Raw genomic sequence first — 14476 nt, forward strand, 5'->3', positions numbered from 1 at the left:
GTTTATCTAAAGTACCTACAAAAAAGCCAAGCAAAATGCTTGGCTTTTTCATATCAAACTTCTAAGCTTAGTTAAAACTTATAAAGCAAACCAAGCGTGGTCGCCGCTTCAGTACGTGAGTCGACCATTGGGCTATCATACTGCTCATTTGGTACATAGCTCACGCTTTGATTGGCAAATCCTGCCCAGCGTTCATTGAAATCATAGTTGGCACTGATATTGATATACGGATTTAGGCTTGAGTTAGATTTATAAGCGTCAACGCCTGTCTCTGCTGACTCTTTTTCACTGACACCATAGTAGTATTCGTTGTAGTCAGCATCATGATATTCAAAGCCAATACTTGGATAGACCGTCAGCTTGCCTCTAGTAATTCTAGAAAGGTAGGTCAAGCGAGCCGTGTTACCGCCACTACGATCTAATACATCAGCACCTATCTGCGCGCGGATGCCGCCAATAGCAGTACGACGTTGATAGCTAAGACCTGCTTCTGCTGATGATTTACGCTCATCTAAGCCTTGTAGTGCGCCATTGGCATCATCAGGTTCAAACTCAGAACCCGCAAGCTTGGCATAAGCAGATAGCTGATTGACACCATCGTTGATCAGATATGCACCAGCTTGGGCACCGCGTACATAGACTTTGTTGTTGTCATAAAATGCACCTGGTAGCACGCGCACTTCAGTACTGTCTTCGAGATCATAGGCTGATTTGACTGCCATGACATTGACCCCAACGCTGAGCTCAGCATCTTTGTCAGTCGGCAAGTTGTCATTAAAAAGTGCGGCATTAGACATGCTAGCCACACTAAGTAGTGCAGTAGCGGTGAACGCGCCAAACATAGTACGTGTAGAGATATTAGGTAGCGCTGCAAGTTTTAACATAATTGGATCTCGTAAGTGAGTATAAATAACTGAGTGGTGCGATTAAGCAAAACGTGTTCGAAAGAGTAAGCAATAAAACGAACCAGTAATGTTGATCAGTATGCTGTTTTTGGAGTCTATATAGCAATGATAGATAAGTATGAGCATTTACTCAATGGCTTTTAGTACTTGCAGTAATTGCTGATGAATATCTTGCCACCACCAGACAAAACCAATACTGATAAGTAACATCGCAAGCCATGGTAAGAGCTGCCAAATAATGGAGGGTTTTTTAAGTGCTTCGGGTTCAATACTATTATGAACAGCTTCATGACTTAACGATGAATTGTTAGCAGTAATGCTTTTAGCATATACGTCTGCCGTATTCGTTTCATTGTTTGCAACCACAGTATCTTGCTCGGTTGAATTGGCAGCAAAGTAAGGTGATTGATTGAGAGGAGTAGCATCATAACGGCTTTGGTTATCGTGTTGGTCATTATACTGGCCACTATAATGACTGTTATATGATGGGGTGTCGTGAGCGCTGTATGAATAGTTGGTTTGATAAGCGTTGAACGTGCGCTGTTGTTGAATCGCTGCGTTTTGTATAGCAACTGCTAGACGCTGACGGTAGCCAATGGCAAAAGCCAATGCAATCACTAGTCCCGTGATTGCGCCACCGATATGACCAGCATTATCAATTCCCGGTACGGCAAACCCATAGACGAGGTTGATGCCCATAATGAATATCAGGCTTTTTAGATTGAGCACCATGCCATTGACCGATATTTTAAACAGTGCAGCGATTAATAATGCCGCGCCAATACCCATGATACCGCCAGAGGCACCAGCTGATAGTCCAGGCTGTCCTGTGCCATCCAAAATACTTTGCCATGTCACATAACTATTGAGTAAGTTACCACCGATTGCCGCCAGCAAAAATAACGCCAAAAACTTGGCTGAGCCAAACATCGGCTCGGCAATCTGCCCAAAGAAATACATGGCAAACCCATTAAACAATAAATGCATCAAACCAATGTGCAAAAACGCACTGCTGACCAGTCGCCAAGGATCATCGCCCATGGTAAATGGCAACGCATTAGCACCCCATTTGAGCAGCGCTTCAGTGGAAGGATTGTTGGCATCGACACCTGTCAATATCTGCATAATAAATAGCCCGATAAAGCTGGCTAATAGCAGGGTAGTGACGGGTGCTGTTTTTAATAGTTGTTGAATGGTCATAAAAGCGAGATATCATCAAAATGTTGTATATATAGTATAAAGGGTATGGTCAGACAATGTTATTTATCGGCAGGTCATCATGGTACAAGTTTTCATAATCTTGATGGCTGATAGCTTTTAAAACTAGCAAGCTCTTAGAAATCGAAAATTCTTAGAAATCGAAAGTTCTTAAGAACGGATAGCTCTTAAAAATGAATAGCTCTAAAAATTACCAACTTTAAGATTTTCGTAAGTACCTTTTACCAAGATATCATCCGTAACTTTATTGATATCGGTATGACCGCAGAACGCCATTGAGATATCACACTCTTTATAGATAATTTCGAGCGCGCGGCGTACACCATCTTCACCATAAGCGCCCAGTCCATAGAGAAAAGCGCGACCAATCATTGTGCCCTTTGCACCCAGCGATATCGCTTTTAGCACATCTTGACCGGAGCGAATGCCACTATCTAACCACACTTCAATATCGCTATTTTCAGCATGGACGGCTTGTACGATGTCAGACAGCGCAGAAATAGAAGACAGTGCACCATCCAATTGACGGCCACCATGGTTTGAGACGACCAGTGCATCGGCACCGCTACGGGCCGCCATGATGGCATCTTCAGGTTCCATGATGCCTTTGATGATGAGCTTGCCACCCCACATATCTTTGATACGCGCCACATCATCCCAGCTCAAACGTGGATCAAACTGCTCTTCCGTCCATGAGCTTAATGATGACAAGTCTTCGACACCTTTGGCATGACCGACGATATTGCCAAAGCTACGACGTTTGGTGCCTAGCATATTCATACACCACTGCGGCTTAGTCATTAGATTCATGATGTTGGTAAGTGTCGGTTTAGGCGGAGCAGACAAGCCGTTTTTGATGTCTTTATGACGCTGACCCATGACCTGCAAGTCGGCAGTTAATATTAGGGCTGAACAATTGGCATCTTTGGCCCGTTGAACCAGATTGGCCATATAGTCTTGATCGCGCATGACATATAACTGAAACCAAAACGGCTTGCTGGTATGAGTGGCGATGTCTTCGATAGAGCAGATGCTCATAGTCGAGAGCGAGAAGGGCACGCCAAATTTTTCGGCGGCACGCGCAGCATGAATCTCGCCATCTGCCCACATCATACCAGTGAATCCAGTCGGAGCGATGGCGACAGGCATATTGACGGACTCGCCAATCATTTGTGTTGCTAGACTGCGATTGTCCATATCGACCAATACTCGCTGGCGCAGTTTGATACGGTCAAAGTCAGTTTCATTACTACGATACGTGGTCTCAGTCCATGAGCCTGAATCGACATAGTCATAAAACATACGCGGCACTTTACGCTCGGCGACACGGCGCAGGTCTTCGATCTCTGTTATTTTCTTTAGTACTGGTTTTAAATCTTTCATGATTTCTCACCACTTTATCATCGTAATAGGGCGTCTTTGTTATAGGTCTAATGCTATTAAGCGAGCAGCTGCTGCAAATCCATCACCGAGAACGGATAGTTTAATCGTTTGGATGGTGTCAAAATCACAGGAATAGCTGTGGCAAATTCCATCATCAGCGCCTCATCAAAGTCTGCAATATCGACATTTTGGTAACTAATCGGTTGTACGGCCTGAAACTGAGTGAGTATTTGCTCAGCGATATCACATAAATGGCAGCCTGAGGTGCCGAGTAGCCACCATTGATTGTTATTTTCAGCGGTGTTGAGGCTTGGATTTGCTGCAATAACACGCGCTCGTAATACTTCTATATTATCATCGTGCATGGGTAATCTCTTATCTTCATACTGATTGCAAAGCGCTGATGCTCAGCACGCGCTTATTTAAAACATAAAATACTTTAACGGTCATTACATCATAAAGAAGTGGGGTAAATAATGACAGCGATTGTGAGATTAGGTAAGATGACCTGCTATTGATCGTTATTAATGACGAATGCTCAACGGTCGATGATCGGCTATAAATAGCCCGTTTACAATTATTGATTCTTAGTTGATGTTTTATAGTCATTAATAGAGTATCTATCTTATCTTATTACTTTTTTAACCACTCGGATATCGCGCATGGCAAGTTTTGGCACATTTATCAAACGTCTGTTATTGGCAATTATGCTATTGGTTGTCGCATTCCATATATTGGTCGTTGGGCTACTATTAATTTGGAAAACGCAGCCAATTAACAACAGTATGTTTATGTTGACGCATCGCCTAACGGGCGGCACGGTCACTCAGACATGGGCTGAATATGATGCGATTGCCAAATCTGCCAAGCAAGCGGCGATTGTGAGTGAAGACTCGACGTTTAGTCAGCACAGTGGTTTTGATTTTAAAGGTATCAAAGCCGCACAAAAGAAAAATGAAGAAACAGGAAAAATGTCTGCTGGCGGCTCAACGATTACTCAGCAATTGGCAAAAAACTTGTTCCTCACCTCGCATCGCTCTTATGTGCGTAAAGCGGAAGAGGCTGTCATCACTGTGATGATTGAAACGCTATGGGATAAGCAGCGCATCATGACCGCTTACCTAAATGTGGCGGAGTTTGGTAATGGTATCTATGGTATAGACGCGGCAGCGCATCATTATTTCGATAAGTCTGCGGCCAATCTAAACCGAGATGAGTCAGCGCTTCTGATTGCGATGCTCACCAATCCAAAATACTACGAAGATAATCAAGGCGATAAGCGTTTGCGTAACAAGCAACGTATTATCAAAAAACGCATGAAAAATGCTGTATTACCGCAAGCAGCTTCGTAAATATAAAGCATTAGGGTTGGGCTAGGGCGTGTCCTCATTTTAAAAATGGTGATAAAAATGAGATAAATTGCCGTCAAACAAGGAAAATAGTGCAGATAATATCGAGATATTGACCAACTATTTGACGATGTTTGGCAAAATTTAGCTGTTTTTAGCCCATTTAGAGGACACTCGTTTGAATTGAGGACACGCCCTAGATTATAGGATCGAATGTTGTAGGCTCGGCTATTTCGAATAAAACTAGGACAGACCCTAATAAAGACAGAACGATAAAAGATGATGGCGTATCGATAACGCAAAAGGAGTAGTGACGTGGTAGAGATGACTAGTAATCAGGGCAGTGGTGATGTTAACGATATGATTGACGTTAATAATGTTGAAGATGGCGCTAATGATAATATTAATAAAGACATCAATATAGATAATAGCCAGAACGACTTGGCCGAAATCGAATGGCAACGCTCAGCAGATGGCAGCTATTCACCGAGCAGTTATATCAATCGTGACTTGTCTTTACTACAGTTTCATCTGCGAGTATTAGCGCAGGCATCTAGTTCGCGTCACCCATTGCTTGAACGCTTATTTTTCTTGATTATTTTTTCATCCAATCTCGATGAGTTTTTTGAGATTCGTGTCGCTGGCATCATGCAAAAGCTTAACATCGGTGATGTATCGACCAGTGCTCATGGTATGCGTCCTAGCGAAGTGCTAAACGAGATATCTATTATCACTCATGCCGCAATCAGTGAGCAGTACCGTATTCTCAATGAGGATATCCTGCCAGCACTTGCGCTCGAAGATATTCGCTATCTCAAACGTGATGAACTAAACGCTGAGCAGTCTGCATGGATGAAGCGTTATTTTACGGAGCAAGTCGTACCCGTATTGACGCCGATTAGTATTGATCCGGCGCATCCATTCCCGCGTCTTGTAAATAAAAGCTTAAACTTTATCGCTACCTTGGAAGGCAAAGACGCCTTTGGACGTGATATCAACTTAGCGATTGTACCTGCGCCGCGCAGTCTACCGCGTGTGATTCGTCTGCCAGATGAGCTAACTGGTGGTAAAGAGCATCATGTAATGCTATCCGCTATCATTCATGAGCATATCGGTGAGCTATTCCCTGGCATGAGTGTAACTGGCTGTCACCAATTTAGGCTGACACGTAATGCTGATTTAGACTTGGCCGATGATGTCGAAGATATTGCCAAAGCACTAGAAGGCGAGCTTGAAAACCGCCGCTTCGGTGATAAGGTGCGCCTTGAGGTCACAACTGATTGCCCAACGCATATCAGTGAGTATCTGCTTAATGAGTTTGAGCTGCATGACAATCAGCTATACCGTGTCAATGGCCCCGTTAACCTAACGCGTTTGCTGTTTGACTTTAATATTCCTGCGCTGCGCTATCAGCCATTTACTCATGTCGTGCCAAAGGCATTTCGCCGAGAAATGGATAAGTCAGATAAATCGACCAGTATGTTCGCTGCCATGCGTAAAAGCGATGTGCTGGTTCATCATCCTTTTCATGCGTTCTCACCGATTATTAATTTACTTTGGCAGGCTGCCAGCGATCCTAAAGTATTGGCAATTAAACAAACGCTATATCGCTCAGGCACCAATTCAGAAATTGTCAAAGCACTTGCCGCCGCCGCTCGTAATGGCAAAGAAGTCACGGCTGTTATCGAGCTGCGTGCGCGTTTTGATGAAGCATCTAATATCGCAGTTGCCAACTATCTACAAGAAGCAGGCGCGGTCGTGGTCTACGGTATCGTCGGTTATAAAACCCATGCCAAGCTTATGCTAATCGTACGCCGCGAGGATGATCGAATCCGCCGTTATGTGCATCTGGGCACTGGTAACTATCACGCGGCAAATGCTAAGGTCTATACCGACTATGGTCTGTTTAGCGCCGACCCTGATATCTCAGAAGATGTTCACAAAATATTCCAAGAGCTAACCGGCATGGGTAAGCCAGCCAACCTCAAAAAATTGCTACATGCACCGTTTACTTTGCATGAGAAATTGATGAGCTTTATCGATGATGAAATCGCTCATGCCAAAGCGGGCAAACGTTCTCATATTATTATCAAAGCCAATGCGCTCACTGAGCGCCGCCTCATTGATAAATTATATGATGCCTCGCAGGCAGGCGTTAAGATTGAATTAATTCTGCGTTCTATGTGTTGTCTACGTCCACAAGTAAAAGGACTCTCTGAAAACATCACTGTGCGTTCTGTTATCGGTCGGTTTTTGGAGCATACGCGCGTTTATTATTTCTACAACGATGGCAATGAGCGCTTGTACTGCGGTAGTGCAGACTGGATGGATCGTAACCTGTTCCATCGCGTAGAAGTGGCATTCCCGATTGAGAATAAAAAGCTATTTAAGCAGATTTATCAAGATGGCTTAATTAACTACTTACAGGATAATACGCAAGCATGGACACTTGATGGCACTGGCGTGTGGCAGCAGCTACAGCCAGCAGCAGGTGAGGAGCCACACGTCGCACAAGAGCATTTATTAAAAACGATTAATCGTGTCGAGGAATCTAGCTAATCTGTAAAAGCACTTTTAGCTGATATTCAACTATTCAATTATCTATCTAGCCAAGCACTGGTAAATACTGGTGCTTGGTTTTTTGTGCTTACCAATTGCAAAAGTTACAAACCGACTTGCAACCTCACAATTATTCACATATTGATACGGCAGTACACTGGTGCATTACCCAAGGTCATACCTATAATTAATATCAATTCTGACGCTACTTGATAAGTATTGGTTACTCATTTGGGCGTTGGTACAGTCTTGAAACATATATCTATTTAACGTTTCAAAACCATGTAATCAAATCATAATAATAGGAAATAAACCATGAGTACTACTAACGATGACAATTCAGATATCAAGCAAGCTGCAGAACAGGTAAATGGTCAGGAAGTTGAGAAGAACTTAGCAGAGAATAAAAAGGTTGACGCTTCTGAATCATTAAGCGAAGAAGAGCAAACGCCTTTTATCGATGATGATCTACGTACTGATAAGTAATCTACGACATCAAACATCGAATTAATAACCAATAATAAAGCAAGGGATATGCCATGACTATGCAAGAACCAGTAGTAACAGACACAGAAGAAAAGGTAATCGTAGATGACCCTGCTGCTAATGAATTAGAAAACCCTAAAGATAGCTACGCAGGGCGCAAGCACAAGCCTGAAATCGATGGCCCTGAGCAAGACTCACAAGAGACCGACGAAGTTTATGCTGATCCACGTAAAGAAGAGAATCTTCCAGCTGGTGGCAAGAATGCAGCAGAACTAAGTGCCTACGACTTGAGCCAAAAAGGTAACGAGTAAAGGACTATAGATAACAGTGTGCTAATCAAATCGACAAAATTATAAATATAAAAAGAGGATATGATAATGCAAGCCAAAGACTCAGCAATAGACAAGACAAAGGTACTAGGATCTGATGATCATAGTGCAATTGAAAAAAATACTACCGAGAACAAAGGAACTGATACTTTTGATGAGTCTGTGGTCGACTCAGAACACGTAAATGATAATGACAATCCAGCGCGCCAACCAGATCGTCGTGATCAAGAAGGTAGTACCGCATTTGATGACAATATCAATGAAGATACTGTCGGTAGTGCAGCACCCAAGAGTGAGGGTATTAATGATTTAAATCGTTATGCCAACATTGATAACGCACAAACCCGTATCTTAAATCCTGATGAAAAAGATTAGATAGGTTTACATTTCGACAGATCTATAGCGTTTCTTGGGTTAGACGAGTAATTATCATAGTAGGGAGTATTAATGAATAACTCACATAACGAAAGCGTCAATAACGATCATAGCTTAAAAGATGCAGATGATAATAATGGTATTGTTCCTGATGATGCATTACAAAAGGCAAATCCAGCTGCAGCAGAAAAGGCTACGGAAGATCATGATCCGCATAATGTCGCCAAGAGCAACAAACAGTATGATAGTCCATTGATGGAAGATAAAAAGTAAGAATTCACTACATTAATAGCTATTTGTATTTGTACATAAACAGGCATCTGTACATAGATAAAAAGGCACTGTGTTTGGTAAGAGTATATAACTCGTATCAAACACAGTGCCTTTTTTGCTTCCTACATTCTTGTTTCTTACATTTTTACTTTCTACATTATATAGGTAGACATGTTTAGGTAAGGCATGGGCTTTAAGCAGGTGTACCACTGTGAAAACGTAGCTCAGCATCTGGGCTACTGATTAATTCAGCTTCTACTTCTTTAAAGAACGCGACTCGCTCGTCTATATTCTCATCTGACAATGATTGAGCGAGTGCAAGATAATCTTCGAAATGACGGCTCTCTGACTTGAGCAGATAACGATAATACTTCGCTAAGCGTTCATCATTAATGACTTCGGCCAACGCTGCAAAACGCTCACAAGAGCGCGCCTCAATAAACGCCCCAATTATCAATACATCAACCATCGCTGCTGGCTCGTAAGTGCGTTTGTGCTTCAACATACCCTTAGCATAGCGCCCAGCACTCAGATATTTCCATTCCTGCCCACGCTCATTCATGATACCCAGTACTTGCTCGTAGTGCAGCATCTCTTCACGTATCAGCTGCGCCAATTTACGTTGCAAGTCATACGAGAACTCATAACGAAATATCAAATTCATCGCGGTGCCAGCGGCCTTTTTTTCGCAGTTAGCATGGTCTTGAATAATCATAGGTAGGTTTTTAATCGCGGCATCTACCCAAGATTGCGTGGTTCGAGCACCCAAGAAGTTATAAACAGGAGATAAGTCTACCTTTATAGGAGTGCGCAGATGCGTAATATCGACACTGTCTTCTTCAGGCAGCTCTTCTTCGATTAGATCAGATTCAGCACTACTATTTACAGTTTGAGAGACATTTTCTTCGACAGATTTTTTCTCGATATTATCGTTATCTATAGTATTTGCTGTTGATTGTAATGTCGTGAGGTCTTGTTGATTGATAGTCATAGTCTAAGGAAGCTTTATTTATGAATGGTAATACCAGTAATTATATCGTTAGTCTGACCTAGATACGATGCTAAATATCTGACAGTCATCAATAGGTGTTTATTAATAGATAACGGTTAAGCATAATTAAAGGTATTAATGATTACTTACTGTTTATATTGGTTTTGCTGCATCTAATTTCTAAATGATGATTATAGCTCCTAGAGTAAGCCACTCATACATTATCATTATCAAACAGCCTAAGTATTTACTTAGTGAATGATGTTTCCTTGTTAATTTTATTATTTGATAGTAGGATGAGATTTTGCTCTTTAAGCATTTCGTTTTACTTTTATGATTCACTATTAGTAAAGAGTAAACCTGACATTAATAAGTTACCTTTTATTAGAACATTAAATTTGTAGATATATCTTCGTAGAAAAATTAGAGAATCAAAGATTCCATAACGAATGAGATATGAACGTTTAAAACCTCACAAGATTAAAAACTCTTAAACAGTTACTGTCACAATTCAGTATTAGTACCCCTCACGAACAGATAAGGATAACAATATGAGCCAGTCTTCTAACACCAATCGTATTCAAAAAGGCAGTCTTGCCATCGATCAGCAGTTATATGACTTTATTGAAAACGAAGTACTACCGAAAGTCGGTGTGGATTCAGACGATTATTGGTCAGGTTTCGAAAAGGTTATTAAAGAATTTACCCCACGCAATAAAGCACTACTAGAAACTCGTGACAAGATTCAAGCGCAGATTGACCAGTGGCACCTAGATAATCCTGCAAAAAATGGCGAAATCGATTATCCAGCTTATAAGACATTCCTGCAAGAAATTGGTTATCTGCTACCTGAAGGCGAAGCGTTTACGGTTGATACCAAAAACGTCGATGACGAAATTGCACACATCGCAGGGCCGCAGCTGGTTGTACCAGTTCGCAACGCTCGTTATGCGCTTAACGCGACCAATGCACGTTGGGGGAGCTTATACGATGCGTTGTATGGTACCGATGTTATCAGTAGTGATAATGGCCAAGAAGCGGGTGGTAGTTATAATCCTACTCGCGGTGCTGCTGTTGTTGCTTACGCCAAAGCATTTTTAGATGAGCACTTCACTCTAGCATCCGGCTCTTACAATGACGTGACTGGTTTTAAAATAATCGATGGCAAGCTCGAGGTCGTACAAGGTGATAGCAGTACCGAGCTAAAAGATACGGCTAAGTTTGTCGGCTTTGTCGGTGACGCTGAAGCTCCTACAGGTGTACTGTTAAAGAACAACGGCTTGCATGCTGAGATTCAAATCGATAGCAACCATCCAGTTGGTAAAGATGATCCAGCAAACATCAAGGACGTATTGCTTGAGTCGGCTATGACAGCCATTCAGGATTGTGAAGACTCAGTCGCTGCGGTAGATGCAGAAGAAAAAGTCGAAGTCTATCGTAACTGGCTTGGCTTGATGAATAGCGACCTACAAGAAACCTTTGAAAAAGGTGGCAAGACGCGTACACGTAAGCAAAACCCAGATCGTGAATATAACACACCAGATGGAGGCAAGCTGATCTTGCCAGGTCGTTCGCTATTATTAATTCGTAACGTCGGTCATTTAATGCAGAATCCTGCTATTTTGGTTGATTTAGGCAATGGTCAAGAGCAAATATTTGAAGGCTTAATGGATGGCTTAATCACGCCACTATTATCACTTAATGATATCAAAGGCAAAAACGAGCTATCAAACTCACGTCAAGGCTCAATGTATATCGTGAAGCCAAAAATGCACGGCCCTGAAGAAGTTAAAATGGCTAATGACTTATTTAATGCATCAGAGGATCTGTTAGGTCTAGAGCGCAATACGCTAAAAATCGGCATCATGGATGAAGAGCGTCGTATGACGGTCAACTTAAAAGAAGCTATCCGCCAAGCCAAAGAACGCGTTATCTTTATTAACACAGGTTTCTTAGACCGTACTGGTGATGAGATGCATACCAGCATGCATGCAGGTCCATTTGTACCAAAAGGCGAGATGAAATCGCAAGCATGGCAGCCTGCTTACGAGCAGTGGAACGTCGATATCGGTCTCGAGACAGGCCTACAAGGCCGCGCGCAAATCGGTAAGGGTATGTGGGCTAAGCCTGATGAAATGAAAGAGATGATGGATACTAAGGCTGCTCATCCTAAGTCTGGTGCTAGCACTGCGTGGGTACCATCACCAACGGGCGCTACCTTGCATAGCATACACTATCATCAAGTGAGCGTAGCTGATATACAGGACACGCTAAAATCACGAGAGCGTGCTAGCTTGGACGACATCTTGACCATTCCATTAGCAAAAAATACCGATTGGACTGACGAAGAAAAGCAGCAAGAGCTTGAAAACAATGCTCAAGGTATTTTGGGTTATGTTGTACGCTGGGTAAATCAAGGTGTTGGTTGCTCCAAGGTGCCTGATATCAATGATGTCGGTCTCATGGAAGATCGTGCTACTTTGCGTATCTCAAGCCAACACATTGCTAACTGGTTACATCATGGCGTGGTTAGTGAGCAGCAAGTGATGGATACGATGAAACGTATGGCCAAGGTCGTCGATGAGCAAAATGCAGGTGACGATGACTATCAATCAATGGCAGATAGCTTTGATAGCTCTTACGCGTTCAAAGCAGCCTGCGATTTAGTATTCAAAGGTCGTGAGCAGCCTAGTGGTTATACTGAGCCATTATTGCATCAAGCACGTTTGGATCTTAAAGCAAACGCTTAGGAGAACAGACCAAATATGACAGGTATTTAAGCATATTTGATGAGCAAGTATGCCAGTCAGTCTTGCTCATTTGTAACTGATAAATCTGCTCATACAGATTGTTGACTCTTTAATTAGCGCTATTTATTTTTTAGTAAATAGCGCTTCATTTTGGACTATTATTCGATGTTTATTATAAAAATTTAAGAATATTAGTAATCATATTAACCAATATTATTCGTATCTAATTGAGTAAGTAGAAGTTTTTTTACAATCGTTCAAATAAAATAAAGTATCTGTTATTTGATAATAGATGTATCGAAAAGACAAAAAAATATGTTGCAAATTATGTCAAAGTTGTTATGCTTGTACTCGAAGTATGAGTTTGGTAACGGATGTTACGCAATGGAAGGATAAAAACTAAAGATTACATGGCAGTTACTTTTTTAATCCCAGTTATGTAAATCATGGTTTTTTTCATCTTACTGTAATAGAACTTCGCCACACTTGTTTCTGACTAATCTCGGTAGCCAGTTACACATTATATCTTTGAGGATTTGTGACGATACCATTATGGGCGCCAGCTAATAATAGCTTGCTCATTACTACAATTGTAAAGTGGAGATACCCCATGAAAAAACTACTTTTAGCTACAGCAATCGCAGCCCTATCTGTATCTGCAGCCAATGCAGCACCAACTCTATACGGTAAAGCTTTCTTAGCAGCTGACTATGAAAATGCTGATTTTGATGCTGCTGGCAATAATATGTATGACGAAGATACAGTACAGATTAACTCTCATGCTTCACGTATTGGCCTTAAAGGTTCTGAAGCGATGACTGCTAATACTGATGTTATCTATCGTTTAGAGTACGGTACAAGTATCGATGGTGATAACGCTACTTTCAGTAACCGTGATACGTATCTTGGTGTTGTAAACAAGCAGTTCGGTGAGTTCCGTGTTGGTAAAAACCAATCAAGCCTAGCTCGTATTGACAACGTTGTTGTTAACCAAGGTTACTGGGATAACCTAGGCCAAACTGAAAACGAAAGTGAAGTTGTTAATGCTCTAAACATGGCGGATAGTGCCCGTATCAACAGTTCAGTTATTTGGACTGCACCAAAATATGAAGGCCTACCATTACAATTGTCTGCAATGTATAGCTCTGACGATGCAAATGGTAATGACAATGCAGGCTTCGGTGTAGCCATGTTGTTTGACCAAGGTACTGGCTATACTGCTGGTATTGCGTACGATAAAGACCAAAACATCGATGGTGAAATCATCCGTGGTACAGCGACTGTTGATCTAGGTAAATATATGGCAGCTCCTGTTACTCTAGGCGCGCTATACCAAGTAGGTGACTACGACGGTCAAGATAAAGATGAGAAAGGTCTAGTTGTTAGTGCTCAGATGGGTCTAAATAACTTTGCCCGTCCAGCAGCTGTATATGCACAGTACAACAAAACTGACAACTTGAATGGTTTTAACAATGTTGATTCAGACCAAATCGTTGTTGGTGGTAAATACTTCTTCAAGGACAATATCATTGCTCATGCCTATGCTGGCGTAAACAATGCTGATAATGTTGGATATACATATAATACTGGTAATCAAGATCCTATTACTAACGAAGATATATTCGCAACGTCAAACGGTGATGCGCAAGTAGTCGTAGTTGGTACTGGTCTAGAATACTTATTCTAGTAACAACTAGAATCTGATTTCATAAAAACTCATCCTTCGGGGTGAGTTTTTTGTTGTGTAGCGTTTTAACAATAGAAAAATGTTTGCTACCAGCACGAAAACATAAGAGTTTCAGACAGTTTGCATTTTTGCCCTATATTTTATGGCGTATTTTTAGTAAAATCCTTCTTT

General features: G+C 41.7%; 13 protein-coding genes. 8 read left to right on the forward strand and 5 right to left on the reverse strand.

The features are described from left to right. Positions 1–71 precede the first annotated feature (71 nt). From JMX96_RS09850 to JMX96_RS09865, 4 genes are all read right to left on the reverse strand, one after another. Positions 72–884, reverse strand: coding sequence for a MipA/OmpV family protein (locus JMX96_RS09850; protein WP_201568850.1), 813 nt, complete (start codon positions 882–884; stop codon positions 72–74). 147 nt (positions 885–1031) lie between these two features. After that, positions 1032–2105, reverse strand: a complete 1074-nt coding sequence (locus JMX96_RS09855; RefSeq protein WP_201568851.1) for a rhomboid family intramembrane serine protease — start codon at positions 2103–2105, stop codon at positions 1032–1034. 201 nt (positions 2106–2306) lie between these two features. After that, a complete protein-coding gene (locus JMX96_RS09860; protein WP_201568852.1) occupies positions 2307–3506 on the reverse strand; it encodes an alpha-hydroxy acid oxidase in 1200 nt (399 codons plus the stop codon). 56 nt (positions 3507–3562) lie between these two features. Continuing rightward, a complete protein-coding gene (locus tag JMX96_RS09865) occupies positions 3563–3871 on the reverse strand; it encodes a glutaredoxin family protein (protein ID WP_201568853.1) in 309 nt (102 codons plus the stop codon). A gap of 297 nt (positions 3872–4168) precedes the next feature. Here JMX96_RS09865 and mtgA point away from each other — a divergent pair, with 297 nt between their 5' ends. The 6 genes from mtgA to JMX96_RS09895 all read left to right on the forward strand — a co-directional run bounded on the left by mtgA (position 4169) and on the right by JMX96_RS09895 (position 8877). Then, positions 4169–4858, forward strand: coding sequence for a monofunctional biosynthetic peptidoglycan transglycosylase (mtgA, locus tag JMX96_RS09870; protein WP_102093061.1), 690 nt, complete (start codon positions 4169–4171; stop codon positions 4856–4858). Between the two features lie 357 nt (positions 4859–5215). Next, positions 5216–7414, forward strand: coding sequence for a polyphosphate kinase 1 (gene ppk1 / locus JMX96_RS09875; RefSeq protein WP_201568918.1), 2199 nt, complete (start codon positions 5216–5218; stop codon positions 7412–7414). Between the two features lie 315 nt (positions 7415–7729). Next, complete coding sequence (locus tag JMX96_RS09880) at positions 7730–7900, forward strand: hypothetical protein (RefSeq protein ID WP_201568854.1); 171 nt, start codon at positions 7730–7732, stop codon at positions 7898–7900. A 53-nt stretch (positions 7901–7953) separates the two neighbouring features. Then, complete coding sequence (locus JMX96_RS09885) at positions 7954–8211, forward strand: hypothetical protein (protein WP_227677011.1); 258 nt, start codon at positions 7954–7956, stop codon at positions 8209–8211. Positions 8212–8277: 66 nt separating this feature from the next. Next, entirely contained in the window at positions 8278–8604 is a 327-nt protein-coding gene (locus tag JMX96_RS09890; protein WP_101205163.1) for a hypothetical protein, read from the forward strand. Positions 8605–8676: 72 nt separating this feature from the next. Next, positions 8677–8877 carry a hypothetical protein gene (locus tag JMX96_RS09895; protein WP_201568855.1) on the forward strand — a complete coding sequence of 67 codons (201 nt, stop codon included), beginning with the start codon at positions 8677–8679 and terminating at the stop codon, positions 8875–8877. A 193-nt stretch (positions 8878–9070) separates the two neighbouring features. Here JMX96_RS09895 and JMX96_RS09900 read toward each other — a convergent pair whose 3' ends face one another. Further along, the gene (locus JMX96_RS09900; protein WP_227677012.1) at positions 9071–9868 is read right to left on the reverse strand and encodes a tRNA-(ms[2]io[6]A)-hydroxylase; all 798 of its coding nucleotides are present in this window, start codon (positions 9866–9868) and stop codon (positions 9071–9073) included. 551 nt (positions 9869–10419) lie between these two features. Between JMX96_RS09900 and JMX96_RS09905 the strand changes: the two genes are divergently transcribed. Beyond that, positions 10420–12618 (forward strand): malate synthase G, encoded by a 2199-nt coding sequence (locus tag JMX96_RS09905; RefSeq protein ID WP_201568856.1) that lies wholly within the window; start codon positions 10420–10422, stop codon positions 12616–12618. A gap of 610 nt (positions 12619–13228) precedes the next feature. Continuing rightward, positions 13229–14305 (forward strand): porin, encoded by a 1077-nt coding sequence (locus JMX96_RS09910; RefSeq protein WP_201568857.1) that lies wholly within the window; start codon positions 13229–13231, stop codon positions 14303–14305. Positions 14306–14476: the final 171 nt, after the last annotated feature.

Source organism: Psychrobacter sp. JCM 18900 (genome assembly GCF_904846625.1).
Taxonomy (GTDB): Bacteria; Pseudomonadota; Gammaproteobacteria; order Pseudomonadales; family Moraxellaceae; genus Psychrobacter.